This is a genomic window from Streptomyces sp. ITFR-6 (assembly GCF_031844725.1).
GTDB lineage: Bacteria > Actinomycetota > Actinomycetes > Streptomycetales > Streptomycetaceae > Streptomyces.
The window spans coordinates 5,091,400-5,116,530 of the sequence record NZ_CP134612.1; the positions used below are offsets into that span (position 1 = coordinate 5,091,400).

The following is a 25,131-nucleotide window of genomic DNA, read 5'->3' on the forward strand; positions in this document are numbered from 1 at the left end:
CAGTCCCGGGAGGGCCGGTGCGCGCGGGTACCCGTCCCCTCAGGCGGGTACCCGCAGGCGCTGCCCGCGCTGGACCTCCGTCTCCTCCCGGGTGGCTCCGCGGGAGGTGAACAGCCGGTCGACGGCGAGCGCGCCAGGCCCGGAGAAGACGATCAGGAGCAGGGTCCAGCAGAAGAAGACCGCCGCCTCGCCGCCGTTCTCCATCGGGAGCAGTCCCCGCTGCTGGTGTACGTCGAAGTACGCGAACCCCATGGAGCCGGAGCCCACCAGAGCGGCCGTTCTCGTACCGAGGCCGAGGAGCACCAGGGTGCCCCCGGCCAGCTGGATGACGGCCGCGTACCAGCCCGGCCAGGTGCCCGCCGGCACCCGCGCGTCACCCAGGAGCCCGAACAGCGAGGCGACTCCGTGGCAGGTGAAGAGCAACCCGATGACGATGCGGAACAGGCTGAGCGCGTAGGGCTGTGCCCGCCCCAGGTTGTTGATCATCATGAGGGCCCTTCTCCTGTCAGCTGTAGACGCCGAACTCGTAGAGCGAGTAGCCGTAGCCGGAGCCGCGCGCCGTGCCGTTGATCCGCACGTAGCGACCGGTGCCGTTGACGTCGATGTCGTCGATGTCGCCGTTGCCGTCGGTCACCGACTTCACCGTCGTCCAGCTCTGTCCGTCCTCGGACGTCTGGATGTCGTACGCCTTGCCGTACGCCGGGTCCCAGGCGAGTTGCACGTGCTTGAAGGCCGTCGAGGCGCCCAGGTCGACCTGGACCCACTGCGGGTCGCTCCAGTCACTGGCCCAGCGGGTGTCGAACTTGCCGTCCACCGCGTTCTCCGCACCGCACGGGCAGCCGCCGGTCGGGTCGGTCTGGAACGAGGACGCCGTGGCCGTCTTGCCCTGGGACACGTTCGTCCCGTCCACCTTCGGCGGGATCACCTTGAGGGACGTGGTCTCGATGCCCACGTTGCCCTTGCCGTCCGTGGACTTCACGTAGACCTTGTAGACGCCCGTCTTGCTGGGCGCCTTCGCGGTCAGGGTGCCGTCACCGTTGTCCGTGGTCTCGGCGGGGACGAGCGCCTTGTTCTCGTCGATGTAATTGCTGCTGAACAGCACCTGGGAGGTGACCGCGTCGCCGTCCGGGTCGGACACCTTGGCGCTGACCTTCACGTCGCCCCCGGTGGGGACACCCTCGGTGGCGTTGTCCACCTTCATGTCGCTGATCACCGGCGGGGTGTTGTCGCCCGAGGTGTCCGCGCCGTACGCCTTCTTCACGGCGTAGTACGAGAGCCTCTTCTCGCCGCCCGGCAGCAGGTTGAACCAGACGCCGCCGAAGTCGTCCTCGACGCCGTAGTGGAACATCGTGGCGCCGAGCGCCACCCCGGTGTGGCCGGTGATGCAGCCCCACGCCTTGGTGTAGCCCTCGGCCTTCGCGACATCGGTCGGCTCGGTCGGGACGCCGTTCGCGTCGTCGTCGACCTCCCACTCACCGGCCGGGCCCGTCTCGGTGACGATGTAGGGCTTGTCGTAACCGCCCTGCTCCCAGTCGGACTTGATGTTGCACACCGCGTTGTAGGCGTTGACGGCGTACAGGTCGAGGTCCGGCGCGTTCTTCTTGTAGTACGGCCAGGCGCCCGTCCAGGCGTCGGTCGAGGTGACCGGGTGGTTGGGGTCCACCGTGTGGATCTTCTTCGCGATGTCGTTCACGAAGGTGGTGTACGCGTTGCGCTGGGCCTCCAGCTCGTCACCGCTGTAGCAGTTCTGCAGGCCGAGCGTCGACTCGTTGCCGACGTTCCACATCAGCACGCCGGGGTTGTCCTTGTAGGTGTCCACCCACTTGGGGAACTCCGCCAGCATGTCGTCCTTGTACTGCGTGTCCGTCAGGTAGTTGACGCAGCCGCCGCTGCCCGGACCGCCGCCCGGCTGGAGCCAGAATCCGGCGATCACCTTGACGCCGTTGGCGGCCGCCGTGTCGAAGAGCGGCTTGCTGGTGGCGTCGGTGCCCCAGGTGCGGATCGTGTTCACGCCCATGGACGCCACGTCCGGCATGTACTTCTCGGCGTCGGCGACCGAGGGGCCCCAGGTCAGACCCTTGACGGTGTACGGCGAACCGTCGACGGTCAGCTGCCAGTTCCCCTGGGAACCGGTGACCTTGACGACGCTGCCGGCCGCCTGGGCGGCGGGTGCCTGGAGAGCCACCATCGCACCGGCCAGCAGGGCCGCCGCCGCGAAGGGGGCCACGAGACGTTTGGCTGTACGGGTGGGGGGGTGGTGCATGTCGATCTCCTTGAGGGTGGGGGAGGAGTGACCCCGGGTGATCTTGGAGAGCGCTCTCCAAGATGGTCCGAAAAAAGACCCCCACCCGGGGTGCGGCCGTCCGGTCGTCTGGTCATCCGGTTGCCCGGTTGCCCGGTTGCCCGACTGTCCGGCCTTGCGGGCTACGGGAGTTCGTAGTCCCCGTTGAGTACCGCGCCCTTCTCGGGGTGGTTCTCGTCGTAGCCGTGCGGGTCGCACTGGAGCCCGCCCTTGACGCAGTGGGTGACCATCGCGTCGAGCGTGGCGGTGTCCCACCCGTTCATGAAGTCGTAGTGGAACGAGAAGCCCTTGCCGCTGGCGAGCTTCACCTGCGACATGTCGCCGTTGACCGGCCAGGCCATCTTGAACTCGATCATCGGCAGGGCCACGGGGTGGTCGGCCGGGCACGAGTTGTAGTTGGCGCCTCCGGCGACCGGGTACGCCATGTGGCTCTTGTGGTCGGGCGTGTCCAGGTGGATGCCGTCCCAGCAACTCGGCGCCTGGAGCCGCAGGTTGAGGTAGGTGTCCCGGCTGGTCGGGCAGTTGGCCGGGAAGTCGAAGTTCTTGAACGACTCACCGCACTCCCAGCCCTCGACGGTGCCCTTCAGGTTCTTGAACTCGTCCTGGGTCTGCATCGGGCTGCCGACGACGTACCGCAGTCCCTTCGGGAAGGGGCGCACGCTCCGGTAGTCGGTGACTCCGGACTTGTAGTAGATCGTCTGGACGCCCTCGGGGAGGATCTTCGTGTCCCCGTTGAAGAGGCTCGGCATCCAGTACCCGGACTTGTCGCCGGGCGCCAGGCACGTCGTGTCACCGGTCTCCAGCGAGGCGGCGGTGGTGTAGGCGTCGGTCGTGGTGTTGCCCATGAACGTGTGGTCGTGGGACTTGCCGGGCTGGCCCGGGTACACGATCGGGTCGTCCGGAGCCGTGTGGGTCGGGGCGCACTTGGCCTGGAACTCGTGGAAGTACGCCGGCGGCGGCACCTCCATCGAGGGGGTGACCCCGGTGACCGGCGGGTCGGCCATGATGTAGCCGTCCCCGTCCGGGTCGTCGCCCGAAGCCTTGGTGGAGGCGGGCATGCCGGGCATCCCGGGCATGGAGTACGCGGCGTGCTCGGTGTGCGCGCCCGCCGCCGCGACCGGCTTCTCAGTCGATGCGTTCGCCGTCGCGGCGATCCCCGCGATCCCTGCGGTGGTGAGGGTCAGCGAGGTGAACAAGAGCAGTCCGGTGAGTGTTCTCGACCTCCGTGGCATGGAGACCTCCTGCTGCGTGGGTGGGGGTGCATGAAGGTGGGAGAGCGCTCTCCCATTCCGGAGTGTTCCGCTCCTGACAAGAGCGTGTCAATAGTTCGTGAACGACCGCCGCGTCGGCCGGAGTTGGCGGCGAAGCGTGAGTTACTGGCGGTAACAGGCTGTGGCCTGGGCCGGTCCGCTGATCGCCCGGTCCGGGCGGCCGTTCACCGGACGCCACGTATATGAGAGGTGGACTCGGGGACCGTGTACGTCATGCGGTGCGCGGAGGCGGCCGACGCAATTCACGAACCCGGCCGCCCGCTCCGCCAACCGCCCGATGACCGCGTCCGGATCGTCGGAGCGACCACGGGCGGCAGAGCGGGAGGGCGGGAGGAGCACCAGATCGGCCCGGTTGCGTACGCTGCCGGGATGGATGACGGCCGAACCGCGCGCGTGCGAACCGGGACAGAGAAGACGGCTCCGCCTGGAGCCCCACGGGGAGAGCGGCGGCAGCCGACGCCGGTCCGGACAACGGCCCCCGCACACGGCGCGGTTCGCGCTCACGGCGGCGGGGCCGGTGACGCGATGAGCATCGACGTACGCCCCTTCCAGCCCTTCGACCTGCCAGGCATGTACCGGGTGTGCCTGCTCACCGGCGACTCCGGCCGGGACGCGACCGCGCTCTACGGCGACCCGGACCTGCTCCCGCACATCTACGCGGGCCCCTACCCGGCCGCCGACCCCGGTCTCACCTTCGTCGCCGCCGATGAGCGGGGGGTGCTCGGCTACATTGTCGCGACCGCGGACACCCACGCCTTCGACGGCTGGCTGGAGGAGCACTGGTGGCCGTCGCTGCGCCACCGCTACCCGCGCCCGCTGGCCGAGGACCCGGGCGACGGGACGAAGGACTGGCAGTGCGTGGCGCACATCCACCGCCCCGGACCGCCGGAGCCGGAGGCGCTGTACGCCCGCTACCCCGCCCACCTCCACATCGACATCCTCCCGCGCGGCCAGGGCGCCGGCCTCGGCCGCCGCCTGATGGACGCCCTGCTGACGGCCCTGTGCGAGCGCGGGGTGCGTGGGCTGCACCTGGGCGTCGGCGCCGGGAACCCCGGGGCGCACGCGTTCTACCTCCGGCTGGGCTTCACGGAGGCCGAACGGCAGGAGTGGGGCTCGGTGATGGTGATGGACCTGACGCGACGGCTCGGGCCGACCCCGTAGGCACGAAGCCCAACGACCCGGGTCAGGCCGGCCCGTTCCTCGGCTCGGTGAGCCTCATGCGTCACCGATCTTCCCGTACCGGCGAAAGGCACTGGTGTCGATGTTCCATGCCCCGAAGGGGACGACGTCCCCGAAGATGTACGGCTCACTGTGACGGTAGGTGCCGTGACAGGGCTCATCATGCACGGTGATCGTGCCGTCCCTCGGATCCACGATCAGGTAGAGGCTGATGTTCATGGCCGGGTAATCGGCCATCTTCTCGACGTAGTCGTTGCTCGGATTCGGCTTCGAGACCACCTCGGCACAGGCCAGCACCTCGTCCGGGGCAAGTGAGTCCCGGTCCGAATCGAGCGCGCTCTCCTCGCACACCAGCACGTCCGGGCGGCGCATGCGACCGACCTGCGGATCCTCGACCTCCGGCCCGGTCTCTGCGATCCACCCCGGATGCGTCAAGCCGATCTGCTGATTGATCTGATCCCTGATCCGGCCCGCGATCCGCTCGTGCCGATTGACCGGGCTCATCATCGCCATGACAGGACCGCCGGCGCCGATCTCCACGGTCCAGGAGCCTTCCAGGTGCTCGGCATACTCGGAAAGGCCGTCAGCGACCTTCCGCATCCACGCATAGTCCGGACTCATACTCCGAGCATATCGAGAATCATCTGCGTGCTCAGCTGCGCCGAATGATGCCGAGACCACTGCCGCTGCGTTACTGCCGAATTCCCGTCTCCGACTCCACGAAACAAGTCACCTTCTCGGGGCCGCATAGACCGGCTTCTGTTCCCTTGTCCCGCAAAGGGTGTGCCGATCGGGGCGTCTGGCGTGACTCGGTACGCCTGTATATGGAGGCCAGGGATGGCTCCGACCCCGCGCCCCCGCCCGCCCCTCAACTCGTATGCAGCATCAGCCCGATGCCCACCACCATCAGCCCCGCCGCCGCGACGCGCGGGGCGCCGAACCGTTCCTTGAAGAACACCGTGCCGATGGCCGCGCCGACGATGATCGATGTCAAGCCTTGCTCATGCGGTGATAACTTGCCTGATCAGGGCGCTGCGGGCGCCGTGGGCGTCGCTCCAGCCGTAGAGCGGCAGGCTGCCCAGGGCTGGGCGAGTGCCTGCCTGCCTGCTTTTGGCCGGCGGGCACGACTGAACATATGTGCCGTGGATTCGGCGGGGCCACTGCGTGCCCGCAGACAGCGCGGCGCTACCGCGCTACGCAGCGAAGCCCCGGCCGAGATGGACCGGGGCTTGGCGCTTCCCTCAGTGCCAGCATCAACCAGTGAGGGGCCCCTTCTCGTCGATGCCAGTCAGAAACGCATGCCAGGCGTGCTCACTGAGCACGATGACGGGACCAGCGATGTTCTTGCTGTCCCGGACGGGAACAGCTCCGCCGCCCACGGTCGCGATCTCCACACACGATGATTGGGCGTTGCTGTAGCTGGACTTGACCCAAGATGCTTCGGTCAGATCAACCCTGTTCATAGCTCCCTGCCACTTCAGAGATCAGGCTCTGCGATGCCTGATCGTCGCTTGCGTTGTTCCAGATATCCACAAAGGCGGCGTCGTAGCTTTCCACCTCGGCTGGCTTGTCCAGGTAGAGGTCGCCGGTGTACCCGTCCGCGTAGACGGTGTCTGGCTCACTCGCGCTTCCGTCTCGGTTGGTGGGAAACCTCAGAACCTGGAACGGTCCTGCCATGACTCCCAGGTGAAGCCCGGCGCTGAAGGGAACCACCCTCACGGTGACGTTTGGCAAGCTGCCGACATCCAACAGATGGCGAAGCTGCTTGGCCATCACTTTGTTACCGCCTACGCGGCGGCGAAGCACAGCTTCATTCACAACGACCTTGAGCCGGACTGGGGCAGTCGTGCGAGTCAGCAGAACCTGCCGTGCGATGCGGAGATCCACCCTACGATCCACCTCCTCGGCGTCCTCGTCAGGCTTCCCTCTCTGGATGATGGTGCGCGCATAGTCCTCGGTTTGTAGCAGCCCCGGGATCAACTCGCTTTCGTACCAGTCGACCTCCGAGGCGGCCTCCTCCAAACCGATGAACAGGTCGAAGCCCTCGGGGATTGCGTCGCCGTACGCATGCCACCAGCCGCGCGCCTTGGTCTCTTTGGCCAGCCCCATCAGGGCCTCTGTGAAATCGGGTGCGGCGCCGTACACGTTGCACATGGCTTCGACATCATGGCTACGAAGAGACGTTTGACCCGTCTCGATCCTCCACATCTTGGCTTCGGACCATTCCAGAGCGCGGGCCGCCGCCTTCACCGTGAGGCGGGCGCCGCCACGAAGTTCTCGCAGGTACCTGCCCAGCTGCCTGCGCGGCACCGTCGATCCTGTGGGGCCGTCGACCACGATTCCACCCTCCTCCTGCTCAGCAGACCTCATTGTGAAGTCTTCCATACGCCCGAAATGAAAGCACCGACTCGATCACTTCGCAATGAAGTGCATCTGTTCGAAACAGTCAAAGTGAAGTTCCTCAAAATGAAGTCTTGCAGAATGACGGACTGGGTGTGCATCCTTGAGGTGTCGGTCCGTCAGGACTCACGGGGTGACGATCGATGGATCGCGCACGCCTGTGGTTCGTGACGGAATCAGAAACCCCCGCGACCGATGAAGCGGTCCGGGGGCATGGCCCACGCTTTGAAGGAGCGTCGACATGCATAATCTTATCGCCCGGTTACTCGAACCGGTGTGCCTACTTCTCGGCTTACGTCGCCGGGAGTCGCCAGCCGAGAGGTTGGCCCCACGGGCGAACTGCCTGCCCGTGAAAATCGGCCCCCGTCGCCTCCTGGTGTGCCGCTCCGCGATGCCGAAGAGCATGGTCCCTCGTCCGCCCAACGGCCCGTACTCGCAGGCTGCGTACGACCGTTGGGAACGTGCGGAGATCCGGATGCGCCGAGAGGAAGCCGCGCTCTGGCTGGTGCTCCACGGCGTCGATCCCGGCCCCCGTACCATCCATGGGGTGGTGGTGCGGTGATGGACTCCGCACTGTTCCACGGGGCGGACTATCCGTTGGGGAGGTCGCCACTCGCCTTCCCTCCCTGTGAATGCGGCGCACCGATCTGCCCGGATCGCCGCACTCCGCCCGACCTCGACGAAGCGCGTCCCGCTCGTCCCTCTCCCTGGCCTGACAGCCCTCTCCTGGCGGATCTCCGCTCACGAGTCCGGGAATCGAACCAGTTCCGCTCCTCGTTCCGGGGGGTGCGATGAACACCCCAACACCAAGAGTTCCGCTCGCGGCTACCGTCCAGCGCAACTCACGGCCGCTCCCCCCTCCGTCCACCTCCACTGAGGCCCCCCGCCGGATGCCGTCCTTCGGACCGCGTGGCCTGAGGCCGGGGCAGGTTGTGTTCGAGCGAGTGAAGGCGGTGCCCTGCATGGTGATCAGCGCGACTGGCACTCGCGTGCGCGTCGTGCGGCCTGGCGGCCGACCGTGGGAAACAGAGCTGCGGCGTCTCCTGCCGGGCACCGACTACCACTGTCGACAACTCGATGCACTGGCGCAGCACATCGCCTACCAGAGGCGCGGCTAGCAAATCGACTTGCTGGTCTAAGAGTTCAGCCTGTGGCCCCGTCCGTCGTGCCGTGCGACGCGGCGGGCGGGGCCACCCCTCAAACTCCCGTTTGGCTTCGCCTGACGGGTCAGTGAATGCAGTGCACCACTCAGCAGAGAGGAACGCAGCATGACCACGTTCATCGAACGACCTGCCCGACCGGTTGCCAGCATCCAGTCCCTTGAGCTGGAGATCACCGGGAAGTGCCAACTGTCGTGCACGCACTGCCTGTCCGAGTCGAGTCCGCAGGCAACGCACGGCGTCATGACTCTCGACGACTGGCGGGCGGTCATCTCCGATGCTGCCACCCTGGGCATCCGTACGATTCAGATCATCGGTGGGGAGCCGACCGTCCACCCGCACTGGCGGGCTCTCACGGAGTACGCGCTTTCGCTCGGACGGCACGTGGAGGTGTACAGCAACCTGTACACGGTCCACGACCAGTGGTGGGAGCTTTTCACGCATCCGGCGGTCACGCTCGGGACCAGCTACTACAGCGACGTTCCCGCCGAGCACGACAAGATCACGGGACGGAGCGGAAGCTACGACCGGACCCGGCACAACATCCGTGAGGCCCTGAAGAGGGGCGTGCCGATCCGGGCCGGAATCGTGGAGACCCTGCCGGGACAACGTGTCGCTGAGGCTCGCGCCGAACTGCAATCCATGGGCGTGACCCGGATCACCATGGACAGAGCGCGGGCGGTCGGTCGGGCGCTGCTGCCGGGGCAGTCACCGACGCTGGACGAGATGTGTGGAAGGTGTACGCGCGGGCGCGCTGCCGTCCTTCCGAACGGTGATCTCGCGGGGTGTGTGCTCGCGCGGGACTTCCCGGTGGGGAACGTACGCGAGACCCGGTTAGGCGAACTGCTCGGCGGAGAGGCTTGGGCGGACCTCGCTGCGCGGATTCCGCTGCCTGCCCGGAATGCCTGCCCGCCGGATGACAGCGGCGATTGCAGCCCGGCGACCACGACCGCATGCGGACCGAAGTACTGAGAGGCTGGCCAGCATGGATTGGCACGGACCTGCGGGGCGGCTCGCGGACAAGGTAGCGGACCCCGATTCGCGGTGGCTGGCGATGGTTGCGAGCGTGCCTCGTCATCAACTGGTCCCTCGATGGTGGGAGAGGGACGGGGAGGGGGACGGCTCGGATTGGGTGCTGCGCGACGGTTCCAGTGATCCTGAGGGGTGGACGCGGGCGGCCTACTCGGACCGGTCGTTGATCACCAAGGTCGGTGCCCTGCACGCCGACCACGCCCAGAGCGGGAAGCGGGCGCACGGCCGCCCCACATCGTCGGCCACGATGCCCAGCCTCGTGGTGCGCATGCTCCGACACGGGCGGCTGGGAGAAGGGCTGTCGGTCCTGGACCTCGGGACCGGAAGTGGCGGGCTCACCGCCTACGCGGCCCGGCGCATCGGGGACCAGCACGTGACCAGCCTGGATGTGGACTCCCACCTGACCGGTGCAGCTCGTGAACGGCTGGCCGGGCTCGGCATTCACCCCCACTTCGTCACTGCCGACGCAACGGATCACGTACCTGGTACGTACGACCGCATCGTGTCCACGGTCGGCCTGCCCGCCGGTACGGGGCTGCGGCCGGTGCTGGCTGCGCTGGCACCTGGTGGGCGCATCGCGACGACACTTGGGCGCACGTGCCTGATCGTCACCGGGTGGAAGCATGCGAACGGTGAGGTGGTGGGGCGAGTGGAAGGTGACATGGCGGGGTTCATGGTCACTCGCTCCGGGGACGATTACCCGCCGGAGCAGATCGAACTCTTCGCGGACGCGTGGAGCACGGAGGGGGAGCAGGTCAGTACGGGCCGTTATCCGGTGGTGGACGTGGCGAACGCGTGGGAGCTGCGATCCATGCTGGAGCTCACCGTTCCCGGCGTGGAAGTGGTCTACGAAGAGTTCGACGATCAGACTCGGGTTGCCTGCCTCGTCCATCCTGACGGGTCGTGGGCGCGAGCAACCGCTGAGTGGACCGATCCGCCAGAGGTGCACCAGAGCGGCCCCCAGAAGCTGTGGACCGCCTTGGAACGTATCCGCAACCGCCTCAACGTCGAGGGCTCGTTGCCTTTGCTCGGCGCGCAAGTCCGCATCTCGCAAGACGGGGTGTGCCACTTCTCGCGCGGCGGATGGAGCGCCTCCCTCGGGCATGCCGAGTAGCTCCGTGCTCCTCGTTCGGAACTGATCAGCCACCCGGTGCCCGCCTGCCTGCTTTTGGCCGGCGGGCACCTTCCTGCTGATCGGGAACTCAGCCGGGGTGCGAGTGGAGCGGCCTCGATAGACGATGAACCCCCGTCCGACGCAAGCAGCATCGGACGGGGGTTCTGTTCGTCAGCCCGTGGCGCGGCCCCGCATCAGTCCAGTTGCATGCAGACCTCGGCCTTGAGGTACTTCTTCGCGACCCATCCCTGAGTTCCGGCCCGCAGACCGGAGGGGGTGTTGTAACTGGTGCTGACCTTGTACCAGGCGCCGGATGCCTTGTGCGCGGCTACCACGTCGCCTTTGTGCAGTTGTCCGATGGCGGTGTTTTTCTTGCTCGGTCCGGTCCGAAGCATGAGCGTGGTGGTCGGTTGGTACCCGCAGGAGTTGAAGCCCTTCGCCACCGTGGCGGGCGCGGACGCGGGGGCTGCGGCGGCAGTGGCCGGGATGATCAGGCCGAGAACGGCAGCTGCCGTGAGTAGTGTGATCTTGGTTTTTTGCATGGTCGGCCCAACGGCAACCCCCCGGCCTCACGTCACGGCCTCTCGAAGAAGTCCACACGGGAGAGCGAACACGTAACTCATCAGGACAAGTGCTTGCATCGACGGGTTACGCACCTCCATACTCATAACTCGTCAGGACAAGTGACGTCCGCATAAGCGGATGTTGCTTGCCATTTCAGAGTGAGAGGTGTGCGAACTATGGGAAAGATCCTGAAGATTCAGCGGCTGTGGCTCGGTGCGGCGGCGGCGGCCGTCGGCCTGGTGCTCGTTGTGCTGCTGGTGCCTTCTCGGGCGGCAGCGGCTCCGGACCTGGTCCGCGCAGTTCCGGCGTCGACCTCGATGCAGGTCGGCAGCGGCGCGATGCGGCCCGGCTTCATCGTGGGGGTCAACGGGCTCCGGCTGCGGACCGGTCCGAGCACCTCGGCCCCGGTGAGGGGGCTTCTGTACCACGGCAACGGGCTGCTGACCCACGGTTGGGGCACTCAGCGCGGGGCCTGGGTGCGAGTCAAGGTGATGCGGACGGGAGCAGTCGGCTTCGTCTGGCGCGGCTACACCGTCTCGGCGCGCTTCGAGCGGTAGCAGCGGAGGGGTGATCACTGCGGCGGCCTACTCCTTGCGGGGTGGGTCGCCGCTTGAAGTTAGCTTGAGCAAATCATGTGCGTGCCACCTGGTGCGCTGCTGGGAGGATCGTCAAGGGCTTCAACTGCCTACTTATGGAACAACGTCACTCGTCCGAGCGATCTGCTCGCCCTTCGTGGTCACACTCTGTACTCGGGTGAGTGTGCTGTGCTTTGCTTCTGTGAGTGATCTTTATGGGGCCTGATCGGCTCTGACGGGGAGGTTTGCTCATGTTCGAGGACCTGGGACCGGGCGTGGTGGATGGCGCCGCTGATGCACTGTGGGTGAGAGGCACGGACTATCTGTCGGCCTGGCAGGCGGCTAGAGATGCTGCTGTTGGGGTCAACAGGACTCTGGCTGAAGTGGGCTTCTCTGAAAGCGAGTTGATGGCGTTCGCGGGTACCGGGCCGGCTGGTGAGCCGATGGTGCGGTATCGGGGATCACCGGTCGGTGCACGGCGTGCGGCGTGGCTGTTACGGCTCGGCGCGGGAACAGTCTCGGCTCACCGTTCCGGGTCGTGGTGAGGGATTGGCGGGCCGCAGTGAGCATCGTGGGCGTTGGCTGTGGCTTTGGGCGGGAGCTGCCAGGGGGCGAGAGAACAGGGGGCCTTACGCTCATCAGCGGATCGGGCGGGTTGGTGAACCTGCCCGTGTTTGCGACCGATTGGCCCCCTGTTCTTAGAGGCTCGCCCCCTGGTGGCTGCCTAAAGCCACAGTCAACGCCCACCCCAGCCCAAGACGCAGTAGCCGGACCGTCAACGCTGTGGCAGACGCGAGAGGGGTTTCGATGAGGCGCAGGAGAGTGGGGCGGCCGCTGCGGACGCGGGGGCGCGGAACCGTCTGGGTCGTCCAGGATGAGCACGGTCACCAGTGGGTGACCTGTACCGGCTGTCGCCTCGACCAGTACGCGGCGGGGGTGTCGCCTGCGTCCTCCGCTGCGCGGAAGCATGCCGACTCGTGCGATCGCTGATCAGCCACCCGGTGCCCGCCTGCCTGCTTTTGGCCGGCGGGCACCTTCCTGCTGTTCAAGGCCTACTCGGGGTGCGGGCAGTCGGCCGTTCGGCCGGGACCGGCGGAACGCCGCAGCCCGGCCGAGGACGGCCGGGCTGCCCGGCGCGCCGCAGGCGCGCCCTTGAGTAAGTAGAGAAGAGTTAGACCGATCCGGCCTTGCGCCTGGCGGCGGGGGCCTTCTCCGGGGTGACACGGAAAGCGAACTGCCCGTGCGCGGCGGAGACCCGCAGCTCTTCGAGGATGAGCGGGCCGCCTTCCGCGTCGGCGGTGACGCGTCGAGTGATCAGCACCGGGTCGCCGTCACCGCCTCCGAGAGTCGCGCGCTCGTCCGGCAGGGGGCCCCGCGCACTGACTGTCTCCGCCCACGACAGGACGAACCCGGCCTCGACCAGCACGGCGTAGATGCTGGACACCGGAGCGTCGGGAGCCTCGGCAAGCTCTGGCGCCTTAGCCACCGTGTCCATGGGGATGAACAGGCGGTGGGCAACGGGGGTACTGGTGCGGGGATCAGTCATCAGCCGATCTACACAGATAGCTTCCTCATCCGCTCGCGCCAGCAACGCCCCTGCTGCGCCACTGAGTTGAACGCGACTCACCGCCGCTGCTTCGGAAGGGGTCAGGCTCTCATCGGAGAACCCTTTGCCCCGGCGGATTACCGACCGGTTGATGGTTGCTGCCGGATCGGCGTCGTGCTTGCGCACGAAAGTCCCCCGGCCGTGCTGGCTCTCGACGAGTCCCATCGCCCTGAGGTGGCCGATCGCGGCGCGCACGGTGGGGCGGGAGACCTCGAACTCCGCGATCAATCGCGCCTCACTCGGAAGCATCCGGCCCGGTTCGTACTCGCCTGACGTGATCCGCGCGGCCAGCTGATCGGCAAGCTGCACGTAGATCGGGCTGCGGTCGATGGCTGCCAAGGAGTCCTCCAAGGGTGAGAGACGGTCGAGTACCACCAGTGGTCAGCATATCTACCCATCACTCGTCAGCATAAGTTCCTTGACTTCCACCCCCCTTCACTTCACACTCAGAACTCGTCAGGACGAGTTACGTCATGATGAGTCGAGAGAAGGGTGCGGGTATGCAAAGCATTCCTGTGGACATGGCAAGACTTGGTGCGGCGCTGTGTGTGGTTCCGCCTGAGCCCCGGCTGAATCCCGAGACCGGAGAGGCGCGTAAGGACCGGGAAGGAAACCCCGTCTGGGTCGTCGGAGTCGCGGTTCGGCAGCTGGAAAAGCGGCGGGCTGACGTCCTCGAAATCGCGGTCTCCGGTGAGCCGCCGGGTCTCACCGAGGGTGCACGCGTGGTCGTGGTGGACCTGGTGGCGACGGTGTGGGAGATCGACGGGCGCCACGGCGTCTCGTACCGGGCTTCGGCGGTACGCACTCAAGGGGCGGCGCCTGTGAGTGCTGGGCGGGGCAAGGCGGCCTCGGGCGGTGATGCCTGATGTCGTTGGAACTCGTGGTGTGGCTGCTCTCGGCTGTCCTGTGCCTGGCGCTGATCTTTCAGCCTCGCTGGCAAAGCTGGGTAGACGCCGTGCCCTGGCGCTGGTACCTGATCGGCTACCCGGCCACCGCCGCGCGCATGACGCTGACATGGCGTCGGCTGTGCCAGAACACCGACCTGTCCGTCAGCCGACGACCCAACCACGTGCTCTTGGGTGGGGATCTGCTGGTCAAGGGCTCGGCACTCCGCCCGGTGGCGCCGAAGCTCGGACCGATCCGGCCAACGCGAACGGGGCTGACCGCGTCCATCCGACTCCACCCCGGCCAAACCCCGCTGCACATGCTGGCGGCCGCCGAAGGGTTCACTCACGCATGGCGTGTGCACTCGGTGCGGGTCACCTCTCCGGCGCGTGGGCGTGTCCTGGTGATCGCGACGGCCAGCGATCCCCTGGGAAAGCCACTGGGCGGCACCCCGGTGCATCAGCCTCGCCTGTTGACTGCGCTCATCGGCCGGACCGGGGACGGGGCGGACTGGGTGATCAACTTCCGGCGGGTACCTCACTGGCTGATCGTCGGCGCCACCCGATCCGGAAAGTCCAATTGGCTTGCGACGCTGGTCCGCGAACTGGCGCCACAGCCTCTCGCGTTGGTCGGAATCGACTGCAAGGGCGGTTTGGAGCTGTCGCCGTTCAGCAAGCGGCTAACCGCGCTCGCGACGAACCGGACCGACGCGACACGGCTCCTCTCCGCGCTCCTGCACGAAGCTACGGAACGCATGCGGCAATGCAGGGCAGACGGTGCCCGATCCATCTGGGACCTCGACGATGCCGTGCGCCCCGTGCCGATCGTGGTCCTGGTGGACGAAGTGGCAGAGCTCTACCTGATCGACGGCAGTCGGGACGCCAAGCACGAGGCTGCCGAATGCTCAGCGGCACTTCTGCGCCTCGGGCAGCTCGGAGCCGCCCTGGGAATCCATCTCGTGATCAGCGCTCAGCGCTTCGGCTCCGAACTCGGCCCCGGCGCAACGGCGTTGCGTTCACAGCTTGGCGGACGAGTCTGTCACTGCGTACACGACAAGGCCAGTGCAGAAATGGCGCTGGGGGACCTCTCACCGGACGCGGTCACCGCCGCACAGATGATCAACGAGAGCGAAAAGGGCGTTGCGATCGCTGCCGTGGGCGGCCGGTGGGTGCGTGCCCGGTCGGTGATCACCTCCCCTCGTGAGGCACGGGAATGCGTCCGCGCGCACGCGCACCGGACTCCGCCCCTGACCCTGACGGGCCCGTCCCTGACCAAGGGCGGCGCCGGGTGACCGAAGACTCAGCACTGCCTCTGATGCTCGTCTTCGCACTCGCCTCCGTGCTCCTCGTCCGGTCCCGCGAAGTCGCGTGGTGGCACGCCCTGTTGATCTTCCTCTTCGGCATCTACACGGCACTGACGCCCATCGTCTTCACCGTGACGGGCCTCGTGAACTGGCTCCTCCAGCGCTTCACCGCCTGACCATCCACAAGAAGGGAACTGCCATGGTTGCAAAGCTCCGCTGTCCCACGTGCCGCCGCCTCCGTCGGCCCACCCGAGGCGGGCGCCTGCGTCGCTGCGTGTGCTACCACCGCCCGCGCACCCTGTAACCACACACGCGAGTGTCCGCCTGCCCGCTTTTGGCCGGCGGGCACGGCCCCGCGGATTTCTAGCCCCCAACCTCCCGGAGGAACACCCCCGTGACACCCCCAACTCCTGTCATCAGTCCACGCGAAAGGTCACCGCCTGCCCATGGATTCCAACAGTTTCCGGCGCCCCGTTCCCCCGGCGGGGCGCCCCTACCTGACCGACACCGAGCGCGATCTCATCCGCCTTGCCAACGAGCCAGGATTTCGGCGCTGGCTCGAACAGATCAAAGCCACCGGAGGATGCGCCCACCCCGTCTACCTCTCCGGACACACCACCACAATCGACGCTGCAACAGGCGCTGTGCTCCGCCACTACGACACAGCCACCGAACCCGGTGGGCGCCTCCCCATCCGGTGCCGCAACCGCCGGGAATCCGTCTGCCCGCCCTGCTCCCGCCTCCACGCGGGCGACACCTTCCATCTCGTCCGGGCCGGACTCCTCGGCGGTAAAGGCACCCCCGCAACCGTGGCCCTTCACCCCCGGCTCTTCGTAACCCTCACCGCCCCGTCCTTCGGCGCAGTCCACCGAATCACCCGTGACGGCTCACCCTGCCGTCCCCGCCGCAATGCCAACGCTTGTGAGCACGGGCGCTCTCTCGGGTGCGGGCTCACCCACACGGAAGAGGACCAAGCGGCTGGGAAACCTCTCTGCACTCGTTGCTATGACTACACGGGACACGTCCTCTGGCACGCACACGCAGGAGACCTCTGGAACCGCACCACCATCAGCATCCGCCGACACGTCGCCACCGAAGCAGGCATTACCCAATCCCGTCTCCGCGATCACGCACGCCTGAGCTTCGCGAAAGTCGCTGAATACCAACGACGTGGCGCGGTGCATTTCCACGCCGTCATTCGCCTCGACGGACCCAACGGCCCTGATTCGCAGCCCCCCACCTGGGCCACTGCTGACCTGCTCGCCACCGCAGTAAAAAGGGCCGCAGGGCCCGTCTATGTACCTATGCCGCACGTGAGCGCGCTCGGTGAACCCATCTTTAGATGGGGAGCTCAGACCGACTGCCACCCTATCGATGCGAGTGCGGCCGACATTCGGATGTCTGATCAAGCGGTTGCCGCGTATATCGCCAAATACGTTTCCAAGAGTGTCGGGGATGCGGGCGGAACTGACCGCCCCGTCACTTCGGCAGAAGAGATCGGGCTGCTGCCCGTATCGGCGCACCTGCGCACGTTGATGCTTACCTGTTGGCGCCTCGGTCGATTGCCAGAACTTGATCACCTGCGTCTACGAATGTGGGCCCATGCGCTCGGCTTCCGGGGCCACATTCTCACGAAATCCCTCCGTTACTCGACTACGTATGGCGAACTGCGGGCTTCGCGATGCAGTCATCATTTCGAAAGGGACGATATGGCACTCGATGAGGCTGTGGTTCGTGTTACTGAATCAGCCTGGCGCTATGTAGGCAGCGGACACACTGACTCGGAAATGCTGATTGCCGCAGGAATTGCTAGTGACCTAGCTCAACTCCGTGATGTGCGGAGAGAGGAGGGATTCTAGGTGGTCTCGCGGAGTGCTGACAAGTGGGCAAGGGCTGTTAGGCGAGAAGCTGCCAAATTTCCTAGAAGAGTCGGGCCGAAGAGTGCGGCCCGACTCGCTCGACTTCTAGGGCCCGAACGTGACGGTTTCTAGCCCAAGGGGTTCGGTCGAGTCTCGACACGATCGGTGTCGAATACCGGGCCCCCCTTTCGATTGGGTGGGTGGATGATTACGGCAGAAAACAGAAACTGATAGATTGCGTTCATGCGGTGATGGTCGTTTGCTCGCTCAAGAGCTTTCCAGTTTTCTTCCGCTGCCGGGCCGGCGATCCCGTCCAGTAGTTTGATTGGGCGTTGAACGGCTTGTAGCTGTCGTTCCTTGATGCGCTTCATGATCTCAGCTCGCATGTCCTTATACTCTGTGGCAGTGAATGCGTCGTCATCCAGCCACATTTGATTAAGCTCTTTGAGCTTCCTTTGATCCAGCTCATCTGCCCGGATATCTGCATCGCTCCTCGAAGTCGCTACCGTGCAACCAGAAGTATCCAGTTCCGAGAGCGCAGCAATTGCGACATCCCGCATGAACGATTCCAACGGGCCAGCGGAAATGGATCGGTCACACTTTCCCTCGCCATGGATTTTGGCTCGTGTGCAACGGTAGTACGCATAACGCGCGGAGTTGCTGCCTGCCATGCGTGCGCCACATGCGCATGTGGCTACTCCGCGCAGCAGATAGTACCGGTCGGAATTCTTCCGATTCTTGCTAATTCGGGCGGCTCGGTGGGTGCGGCGTTCTTGTACCTCGTTCCATTGACCTCGGTCGATGATGGCGGGCCAAGTGCCAACAGCCACCTCTTCGCCATGGTGTGACCTGATCGCCGCTACGTATCGCGACGAAAGTAGATGGCGTACGTTTTCAGCCTGCCATTTTTTCCCCTTTGATGTCGGAATTTTGCGGGCGTAGAGATCCTTTGCGATTGCTGAGGGCGATTCTCCATCGAGATAGCGAAGATATACCTCACGCACGATTTTCGCTTCGTCCTCGTTGATCTCCCTGCCGTTTTTCGTGTAGCCGTAGGGGCGATTTCCGAAATGCGGCTTACCTTCACTCGCGTGATCAATCCACATGTCTTTTAGCCGACGCGATGAGTCGTCGGATGAACGACAGGCGTGTGCTACTTCGATTCGCAGGATGAATCGGTCATCCGGGTCGGAAAGGTTGCGCCGATTCGCTTCTCCGTGCAACATGATGCGCCGTTCATCTGCGATGGATAGCAATTCTTCGAGGTCCTTGGGCTGCCGCATGAGCCTGTCGGGGTGATAAACGATCACATGGCGGGTTTCACCTTCGGCCATGGAAATCAGCATTCGGTCCCAGCCGGGACGCTTTCGGTTGCGCTTCCAAGCGGACCGATTGTTGTCGATGTAGACGTGTTCCGGATCTACGCGCAGTTGTAGCCGTTCAGCGATCTCGCGGCAGATGCGTTCCTGTCGATCTACGCCGGTCTGGTCGTCATCCTGCGTATGCGAGATACGGCAGTAGATCGAGGCATGCTCGCCTGCGGTGATGACGGTCTTGGGCTTCCTGGGGTGACTCATAGTGATCACTGTATGAGCGGGGGGTGATGGAGGATTCGCGGAGGGCGGCGACCGGGGCCAGGGCGGCGCGGGTCTGGGCCCAGAGGACGAGGCCGTACGCCGCTACCGAGAGGGCGGCGCCGAGCAGTCCGCGCAGGGCGTACGGGCGGAGCTGGGCGGGCAGTGCGGAGCGGCGGCGGTACAGGGCGTAGACCGGGATCGCCACGCCCTCCAGGATCATCAGCCAGGCGATGTATCCGAGCGAACTGCCCGAGGCGCGTACGCCCACGCCGTCGACCGTCGTGTAGCCGGCGATGGCGAGACCGGTCGCCAGCGCGGCGACGATCGCGGGCCGGTGCGGGCGCTTGCCGGAGCCGCGGATGCCCCACAGGGCCATCCCGACCAGCCCCGCTGAGGCCACCGCGACGCCCGCCGTGGCCCAGCCGTCCGGGCGTTCGCCCACGAAGACGGCGGCCAGGACGGTGACGACGAGCGGGGCGGTGCCCCGGGCGATCGGGTACATCTGGCCGAAGTCGCCCAGGGTGAACGAGCGCATCAGCAGCAGCATGTACGTCACGTGCAGGGCGGCGGACAGGGCCAGGTACGGCCAGGCGTCCGCGGCCGGGAACGGGACGAAGGCGGCGGCGGCCGCGCCGATCAGCAGCCCGCCGCCGGAGATCAGGGTGAACGAGACCAGCTGGTCCTTGATCGCGTGTGCGATGGCGTTCCAGCCCGCGTGTGTGAACGCGGCTATCAGGACGGCTGTGGCGACGAGCGGTGTCACGGTGGTACCTGGTTCTGTTCAGCGGGGGCGGTGGCCGGTAAGCGCGTGCCGGCGGGTGGTGTGGGCGGCGTCGGGATCCTGGCGTGCTCCGGGGATACGGGGATCGCACTCATGGATGAGGCGAACCCGATGCCTCCCGGACAGCGGCGGAGCCGTCGGCCGACCGCGTCCGCGCCCGCGACGGCGGGCGCGAGCAGCGGTATCCAGCCGACGGCCATGGCGCTCCCCCCTGTACCAGCTGACGGTTCGTGCTCGCGGACGGGCCTGATCCACTTCTACGACTATCAGGAAACGGGACGGCGTTCGTCAACCTCTTCGGGGCGCGTCCGCCCCGCTCACGGACCCGCGAGCAGGACCTCCGCGACGACCGGTCCCGCCGCGTCCCCGCCGTGGCCGCCCGACTGGACGAGGGCCGCCGCTGCCAGGTCGTTGCTGAAGCCGGTGAACCAGCTGTCGGACGAGGCGTGGCCGTCGATCTCGGCGGAGCCCGTCTTGGCGCCCTTGGTGCCGCCCACCCGCGCCATGGCCTCGGTGCCGGTGCCCTCCTGGGCGGTGGCGGTGTATTGCAGCATCTCCTTCAGCTGCGCCGACACCCCGCCCGGGAGCGGGTTGGCGACGGCGAAGGTCCGGTTGTCCAGGCTCTGCGGGACGATGTAGGGCTGCCGGAACTGGCCGGTGATCGCGGTGGCGGTGACGGAGGCCATGTTCAGCGGGTTCATCTCGACCTTGCCCTGGCCGATGAACGACGCGGCCGTCTCCGCGTCGTGGGACTCGGGCACGCTGCCGTCGACCGTCTCGATGCCGGCCTGCCAGTTGCGGCCGATCCCGAAGTACTGCGCGGCCTCGACGCCGAGCGCGGTGTCGCGCTTGCCGTCGCCCAGCGGCAGCACCGGCTTGATGAACGCCGTGTTGCAGGACCTGGCGAAGGCCCGCTTCAACGTGGGGCCGTCCGTCATCTCGAAGTTGTTCAGGTTGTGGAAGGGCACCCCCTTCCAGGTCACGCTGGACGGGCACTTGACCGGCCCGTTCGCGCTGCCCAGTCCGTTCTGGATGATCATCGCGGCCGTCACGATCTTCATCGTCGAGCCGGGCGCCACCTTCGCCCACCGGGCCGCGTCGTAGCCGTCTTTCCGGTTGTTGGCGATGGCGCGGATCGCGCCGGTCGACGGCTCGACGGCCACCACGGACGACTCCTCGAACTTCTTCACGCCCCGCTCGGCCGCCGCCTGGACCCTCGCGTCCAGCGTGGTCCGGAGCTTGCCCGGGTTCCCCTTGACCAGGGTCAGCAGCGTCTTGTCCGCGCCGTCCTCGGTCGCGCTGTTGATCCAGGTCTCGATGCCCGCGGTGCCGCCGGTCTTCCCGCCGTACTTCTTGCGCAGCTCGTCCAGGATGGCGCCGAGCGAGGGGTACTTCTCCTTGGTGAGCACCTGGCCGTTGTGGTCGACCGCCTCGATCGGCGCGGTCCGCGCCTCGCCCGTCTCCAGCGACTCGCCCCTGGCCAGGTCCGGGTGGAGGACGGCGGGCTTCCAGTCGACGAGCGCGTGGCCGGTGGACTGGCCGCGCACCACGGTCAGTTCGGACTTGTACGACCAGGGCTTCGTCTTCCCCTTGTACGAGACGGTCGCCTCGACGGTGTACGGGACCTTCGCGCCGACCGCCGGGCCGGGCGTGATCACGGCCTTGGTGACGTGGGCCGTATCGCGGTAGCCGGCCAACGCCGGTCCGGAGTCGCCCTCGTTGTTGGTGAGGTGGGACGCGACCGCCGCGTCGCCCTTCGCCCACGCCGCGAGGAACTTCTTCGACGTGTCGGCTATCTCCTGCTCGGTGACCGGCCCGGTCCGCACCTCCTGCGAGGCGGTCTCGGTGTCCGAGCCGCCCCCGACGCCGCTGTCCCCGAGCCCGTCCAGGATGTTGTACGCGCCGTAGCCCACCCCGCCGACCACGACCGCGAACACCCCGCCGACTATGCCTATCTTCACTCCACTGCGCATTCCTGCAGTCCCCCTCCCCAGGAGGCCTCCTTGAACACGTTCAAGGAGGCTTTTCCCGGCACTTTACGGGACGGTAGTGACAGCGGAGCCGGTTGTTATCGGAACGCGATCCGGTGTGGCGTGAACAGGGCGGCCATATACGGGCATCCGGTTCTTTCCCCTCCGTGTTCGTGTTCACGTCCGTCAAGCCTTCTCGTCAAGGAGGCGTCCAGGCCCACTCGTTGTGATGGCTCTTTATTTATCGAGCGCGACTGATGGTGATCATTGCTGGTGGGGGCAGGCAGAAAGTGCCCCTGACAAATCACGTGCAACCCCTGACAACAGGAGGACCCCCCACATGCGTCGCACCCTGATTCCCCTCGGCAGCATCGCCGCTGCCGGCATGCTCGCGTTCGCCGGGACCCAGTCGGCAGTCGCCGCGAGCGGCTTGCTCATCGTCAACGGAGTGTCGTACGAGAACCCCGGCGCCGGCTGTTACGCCGCGAGTGACGAGGGCGCCCAGGTCGACAACCAGACCGACTCGGACGCCGAGGTCTTCCTCGACGCGGCCTGCGCGGACGGGCCTGTGAACGTCATCGGCGCCGGTGACTCCGGGGACGTCGACCCCGGCGGAAGCATCAGGCTGTCCTGACGCCCCGCGCCCTCGGCGGCCGATAGACGTCTGGGGGCCGCGGCCACCGGCCACGCCCCCCAGACGTCCGTCCAGCCGGTCAGATCCAGGTGTCCAGCCACATCCGGTCGCGCCAGGAACCCTCCGGGATCGCGGTCCCCGTGTACAGCGGCCAGAAGTAGATGAAGTTCCAGGCGATCAGCAGGACCAGCACGCCGGCCGCGACCGCCCCCAGCGTCCGGCGCCGCTCGCCCGAGGGGTCACCGGCCGTCAGGCCCAGTTCGTGTTTCGCCCCGGTCCCCGCCGCCGGCCCCAGCATCGCCCCGATCATCATCGCCACCGCGAGACAGAGGAACGGTACGAACACCACCGCGTAGAAAAGGAAGATGGTGCGTTCCTGGTACAGGAACCACGGCACCCAGCCCGCCGCCACCCCGCACGCGATCGCGCCCGCCCGCCAGTCGCGGCGGAAGACCCAGCGCCACAGCACGTACACCAGCGCGAAGCAGGAGGCCCACCACAGCAGCGGGGTGCCGAGCGCCAGCACCTCGCGGGCGCACTTGCCGGTCTCCGAGGCGGCGCAGCCGTTCTGCTCCTCGTAGAAGTACGAGACCGGCCGGCCCAGCACGATCCAGCTCCACGGATTGGACTGGTAGGTGTGCCCGGACGTCAGGTTCACGTGGAACTCGTAGACCTGGTACTCGTAGTGCCACAGGCTGCGCAGCCAGTCCGGCAGCCACGTCCAGCTGCCGCCCCTGCCGTCGGTCGCCGCCCAGTCCCGGTAATAGCCGTGCCGGGCGGGGGAGTTGTGGATGATCCAGCCGGTCCACGAGGCGACATAGGTCAGGATCGCCACCGGCACCGTGGAGACGAACGCCGGGACCAGGTCCCGTTTCACCACCGCCGCGTACGGCCGCATCGCGCCCGCCGTACGCCGCGCGCCCACGTCCCACAGGACCGTCATCAGGCCGAACGCGACCAGGATGTACAGTCCGTTCCACTTGGTGGCGAAGGCCAGCCCCAGCATGAGCCCGGCCGCGATCCGCCACGGCCGCCAGCCCAGCCGCAGCCGCTCCGCCACCACGACGTCCGGCCGCAGCACCCCCTCCGCGTCGACCGGCAGCGCCGCCGCGAGCCGGCGCCGGCCCCAGTCCCGGTCGATCAGCAGGCAGCCGAACGCGGCCAGCACGAAGAACATCAGCACCAGGTCGAGCAGCGCCGTACGGCTCATCACGAAGTGCAGCCCGTCCACCGCGAGCAGTGCGCCCGCCAGACAGCCCAGGAACGTCGAGCGGAAGAGCCTGCGGCCGATCCGGCACAGCATCAGCACCGACAGCGTGCCGAGCACCGCGACCATGAACCGCCAGCCGAACGGCGTGAAGCCGAAGATCTGCTCACCGATCCCGATGATCCACTTACCGACCGGCGGGTGCACCACATAACCGGGGTCGACCGGGACGCTCACCTTGGACGGGTCGTCCAGGATCAGCTTGTCGACGTCCTTGGGCCAGGCCCCCTCGTAACCCTGGTTGATCAGCGCCCAGGAGTCCTTGGCGTAGTACGTCTCATCGAATATCACCGCGTGCGGGCTGCCCAGGTTCCAGAACCGCAGCACCCCGGCGACCAGCGCCACCAGCAGCGGACCGCCCCAGGCCGACCAGCGCAGCAGCCGCTCCGCGAGGCCCGGAGGCACCCCGAGCACCGCCCACAGCCGGTTCCCCGGGCGGGTGTACGGCGGAACCAGCCGCTCCCGCAGCCCGATCCCGGGCCGCGGTGAATGGCCGAAGCGGCGCAGCCGCTGCTGCCAGGAAGTCGGCTCCGGGCCGTACTGATCCCCGGCGTCTTGGCCCTGCCGGGCATCGGGCGCTGTACTCGTCACCGCGCCATCGTAGGGAACGCATCTGTGCGAGTGGTGCCGCCCGTGCTGGGAGAATGGACTTGTGACGGAGACGACTGGAACGCTGGTACTCGCAGGGACCCCCATCGGAGATGTGGCGGACGCCCCGCCACGCCTCGCCACCGAACTGGAGACGGCGGACGTCGTCGCCGCGGAGGACACCCGCCGGCTGCGCCGGCTGACCCAGGCGCTGGGCATCCACACCACAGGGCGTGTCGTCTCGTACTTCGAGGGCAACGAGTCCGCCCGTACGCCGGAACTCGTCGAGGCGCTGACCGGCGGGGCCCGCGTACTGCTGGTCACGGACGCCGGGATGCCGTCCGTCTCCGACCCCGGCTACCGGCTCGTCGCCGCAGCCGTGGAGAAGGACATCAAGGTCACCGCGGTGCCGGGCCCCTCCGCGGTGCTCACCGCGCTCGCCCTGTCCGGGCTGCCGGTGGACCGGTTCTGCTTCGAGGGCTTCCTGCCGCGCAAGGGCGGCGAGCGCCTCGGCAAGCTGCGCGAGGTCGCCGCGGAGCGCCGCACCATGGTCTTCTTCGAGGCCCCGCACCGGCTGGACGACACCCTCGCCGCGATGGCCGAGGTGTTCGGGGCGGAGCGGCGCGCCGCCGTCTGCCGTGAGCTGACCAAGACCTACGAGGAAGTGAAGCGCGGACCGCTGGGCGAACTGGCCGCCTGGGCGGCCGAGGGCGTACGCGGCGAGATCACCGTCGTCGTCGAGGGCGCGGCCGACTCCGGGGCCGAGGAACTGGACGTCACCGAGCTGGTACGCAGGGTGCAGGTGCGAGAGGAGGCGGGGGAGCGGCGGAAGGAGGCGATCGCCGCCGTCGCCACCGCCGCCGGCCTGCCCAAACGCGAAGTGTTCGACGCGGTGGTCGCGGCAAAGAACGCGGCTCGGACCGGCCCCCCGGAGGGCAAAGGACTATCGTGAAAGGCAAAGCGAAAGCCGCGTACCGGCCTCTTTTGCCACGAGAAGCCCAAGACCGCTCCAACACTCGACAGGGCCCGGTGCGCCTGTGCCGGTAAAGGCGTCCACTGGATAA

24 protein-coding genes are annotated in these 25,131 nt (G+C 67.0%); 11 read left to right on the plus strand and 13 right to left on the minus strand.

What is annotated here, in order from left to right; translation table 11 throughout:
• Positions 1-39: 39 nt before the first annotated feature.
• The 3 genes from RLT59_RS23170 to RLT59_RS23180 all read right to left on the minus strand — a co-directional run bounded on the left by RLT59_RS23170 (position 40) and on the right by RLT59_RS23180 (position 3,534).
• On the minus strand, positions 40-486 hold the full coding sequence (locus RLT59_RS23170; protein WP_311307826.1) for a DoxX family protein: 447 nt from the start codon (positions 484-486) through the stop codon (positions 40-42).
• 19 nt (positions 487-505) lie between these two features.
• Positions 506-2,263 (minus strand): discoidin domain-containing protein, encoded by a 1,758-nt coding sequence (locus RLT59_RS23175; RefSeq protein WP_311305167.1) that lies wholly within the window; start codon positions 2,261-2,263, stop codon positions 506-508.
• A 161-nt stretch (positions 2,264-2,424) separates the two neighbouring features.
• Positions 2,425-3,534, minus strand: a complete 1,110-nt coding sequence (locus tag RLT59_RS23180; protein ID WP_311305168.1) for a DUF1996 domain-containing protein — start codon at positions 3,532-3,534, stop codon at positions 2,425-2,427.
• 564 nt (positions 3,535-4,098) lie between these two features.
• On the opposite strand from RLT59_RS23180, the gene RLT59_RS23185 reads away from it, so the two are divergent.
• A complete protein-coding gene (locus tag RLT59_RS23185) occupies positions 4,099-4,734 on the plus strand; it encodes a GNAT family N-acetyltransferase (RefSeq protein WP_311305169.1) in 636 nt (211 codons plus the stop codon).
• Positions 4,735-4,788: 54 nt separating this feature from the next.
• On the opposite strand, the gene RLT59_RS23190 is transcribed toward RLT59_RS23185, so the two are convergent.
• The 4 genes from RLT59_RS23190 to RLT59_RS23205 form a co-directional block, all read right to left on the minus strand.
• Entirely contained in the window at positions 4,789-5,373 is a 585-nt protein-coding gene (locus tag RLT59_RS23190; RefSeq protein WP_311307827.1) for a Uma2 family endonuclease, read from the minus strand.
• A gap of 247 nt (positions 5,374-5,620) precedes the next feature.
• A complete protein-coding gene (locus RLT59_RS23195; RefSeq protein WP_311308000.1) occupies positions 5,621-5,746 on the minus strand; it encodes a hypothetical protein in 126 nt (41 codons plus the stop codon).
• Between the two features lie 259 nt (positions 5,747-6,005).
• Entirely contained in the window at positions 6,006-6,215 is a 210-nt protein-coding gene (locus RLT59_RS23200) for a DUF397 domain-containing protein (protein WP_311305170.1), read from the minus strand.
• A complete protein-coding gene (locus RLT59_RS23205) occupies positions 6,202-7,089 on the minus strand; it encodes a helix-turn-helix domain-containing protein (RefSeq protein ID WP_311305171.1) in 888 nt (295 codons plus the stop codon). Before RLT59_RS23205 ends, RLT59_RS23200 begins: the two co-directional genes overlap by 14 nt.
• 466 nt (positions 7,090-7,555) lie before the next feature.
• On the opposite strand from RLT59_RS23205, the gene RLT59_RS23210 reads away from it, so the two are divergent.
• From RLT59_RS23210 to RLT59_RS23220, 3 genes are all read left to right on the plus strand, one after another.
• The gene (locus tag RLT59_RS23210; protein ID WP_311305172.1) at positions 7,556-7,714 is read left to right on the plus strand and encodes a hypothetical protein; all 159 of its coding nucleotides are present in this window, start codon (positions 7,556-7,558) and stop codon (positions 7,712-7,714) included.
• Positions 7,715-8,420: 706 nt separating this feature from the next.
• Complete coding sequence (locus RLT59_RS23215) at positions 8,421-9,284, plus strand: radical SAM/SPASM domain-containing protein (RefSeq protein ID WP_311305173.1); 864 nt, start codon at positions 8,421-8,423, stop codon at positions 9,282-9,284.
• A gap of 13 nt (positions 9,285-9,297) precedes the next feature.
• Positions 9,298-10,458 (plus strand): methyltransferase domain-containing protein, encoded by a 1,161-nt coding sequence (locus RLT59_RS23220; RefSeq protein ID WP_311305174.1) that lies wholly within the window; start codon positions 9,298-9,300, stop codon positions 10,456-10,458.
• Positions 10,459-10,652: 194 nt separating this feature from the next.
• Here the strand turns inward: RLT59_RS23220 and RLT59_RS23225 are convergent, their stop codons facing one another.
• The gene (locus tag RLT59_RS23225; RefSeq protein ID WP_311305175.1) at positions 10,653-11,000 is read right to left on the minus strand and encodes an SH3 domain-containing protein; all 348 of its coding nucleotides are present in this window, start codon (positions 10,998-11,000) and stop codon (positions 10,653-10,655) included.
• Between the two features lie 198 nt (positions 11,001-11,198).
• On the opposite strand from RLT59_RS23225, the gene RLT59_RS23230 reads away from it, so the two are divergent.
• The gene (locus RLT59_RS23230; protein ID WP_311305176.1) at positions 11,199-11,579 is read left to right on the plus strand and encodes an SH3 domain-containing protein; all 381 of its coding nucleotides are present in this window, start codon (positions 11,199-11,201) and stop codon (positions 11,577-11,579) included.
• A 1,189-nt stretch (positions 11,580-12,768) separates the two neighbouring features.
• Here the strand turns inward: RLT59_RS23230 and RLT59_RS23235 are convergent.
• A complete protein-coding gene (locus RLT59_RS23235; RefSeq protein ID WP_311305177.1) occupies positions 12,769-13,542 on the minus strand; it encodes a GntR family transcriptional regulator in 774 nt (257 codons plus the stop codon).
• A gap of 182 nt (positions 13,543-13,724) precedes the next feature.
• Here RLT59_RS23235 and RLT59_RS23240 point away from each other — a divergent pair, with 182 nt between their 5' ends.
• The 4 genes from RLT59_RS23240 to RLT59_RS23255 all read left to right on the plus strand — a co-directional run bounded on the left by RLT59_RS23240 (position 13,725) and on the right by RLT59_RS23255 (position 17,250).
• Positions 13,725-14,069: an SCO3933 family regulatory protein gene (locus tag RLT59_RS23240; protein ID WP_311305178.1), complete on the plus strand. Its 345-nt coding sequence runs from the start codon at positions 13,725-13,727 to the stop codon at positions 14,067-14,069.
• On the plus strand, positions 14,069-15,379 hold the full coding sequence (locus RLT59_RS23245) for an FtsK/SpoIIIE domain-containing protein (RefSeq protein WP_311305179.1): 1,311 nt from the start codon (positions 14,069-14,071) through the stop codon (positions 15,377-15,379). The genes RLT59_RS23240 and RLT59_RS23245 overlap by 1 nt, the downstream gene beginning before the upstream one ends.
• Positions 15,376-15,567, plus strand: coding sequence for a hypothetical protein (locus RLT59_RS23250; protein WP_311305180.1), 192 nt, complete (start codon positions 15,376-15,378; stop codon positions 15,565-15,567). The genes RLT59_RS23245 and RLT59_RS23250 overlap by 4 nt, the downstream gene beginning before the upstream one ends.
• Before the next feature lie 270 nt (positions 15,568-15,837).
• On the plus strand, positions 15,838-17,250 hold the full coding sequence (locus RLT59_RS23255) for a replication initiator (protein WP_311305181.1): 1,413 nt from the start codon (positions 15,838-15,840) through the stop codon (positions 17,248-17,250).
• A 128-nt stretch (positions 17,251-17,378) separates the two neighbouring features.
• Here RLT59_RS23255 and RLT59_RS23260 read toward each other — a convergent pair whose 3' ends face one another.
• The 3 genes from RLT59_RS23260 to RLT59_RS23270 all read right to left on the minus strand — a co-directional run bounded on the left by RLT59_RS23260 (position 17,379) and on the right by RLT59_RS23270 (position 21,581).
• The gene (locus tag RLT59_RS23260) at positions 17,379-18,827 is read right to left on the minus strand and encodes a recombinase family protein (protein WP_311305182.1); all 1,449 of its coding nucleotides are present in this window, start codon (positions 18,825-18,827) and stop codon (positions 17,379-17,381) included.
• Positions 18,742-19,590: an EamA family transporter gene (locus RLT59_RS23265; RefSeq protein ID WP_311305183.1), complete on the minus strand. Its 849-nt coding sequence runs from the start codon at positions 19,588-19,590 to the stop codon at positions 18,742-18,744. The genes RLT59_RS23260 and RLT59_RS23265 overlap by 86 nt, the downstream gene beginning before the upstream one ends.
• Before the next feature lie 335 nt (positions 19,591-19,925).
• Positions 19,926-21,581: a penicillin-binding transpeptidase domain-containing protein gene (locus RLT59_RS23270; protein ID WP_311305184.1), complete on the minus strand. Its 1,656-nt coding sequence runs from the start codon at positions 21,579-21,581 to the stop codon at positions 19,926-19,928.
• A 337-nt stretch (positions 21,582-21,918) separates the two neighbouring features.
• On the opposite strand from RLT59_RS23270, the gene RLT59_RS23275 reads away from it, so the two are divergent.
• The gene (locus tag RLT59_RS23275) at positions 21,919-22,212 is read left to right on the plus strand and encodes a hypothetical protein (protein ID WP_311305185.1); all 294 of its coding nucleotides are present in this window, start codon (positions 21,919-21,921) and stop codon (positions 22,210-22,212) included.
• A gap of 79 nt (positions 22,213-22,291) precedes the next feature.
• Here the strand turns inward: RLT59_RS23275 and RLT59_RS23280 are convergent, their stop codons facing one another.
• Entirely contained in the window at positions 22,292-24,070 is a 1,779-nt protein-coding gene (locus RLT59_RS23280) for a dolichyl-phosphate-mannose--protein mannosyltransferase (RefSeq protein WP_311305186.1), read from the minus strand.
• Between the two features lie 61 nt (positions 24,071-24,131).
• Here RLT59_RS23280 and rsmI point away from each other — a divergent pair, with 61 nt between their 5' ends.
• Positions 24,132-25,019: a 16S rRNA (cytidine(1402)-2'-O)-methyltransferase gene (rsmI, locus tag RLT59_RS23285; RefSeq protein ID WP_311305187.1), complete on the plus strand. Its 888-nt coding sequence runs from the start codon at positions 24,132-24,134 to the stop codon at positions 25,017-25,019.
• The last annotated feature ends 112 nt before the right edge of the window (positions 25,020-25,131 follow it).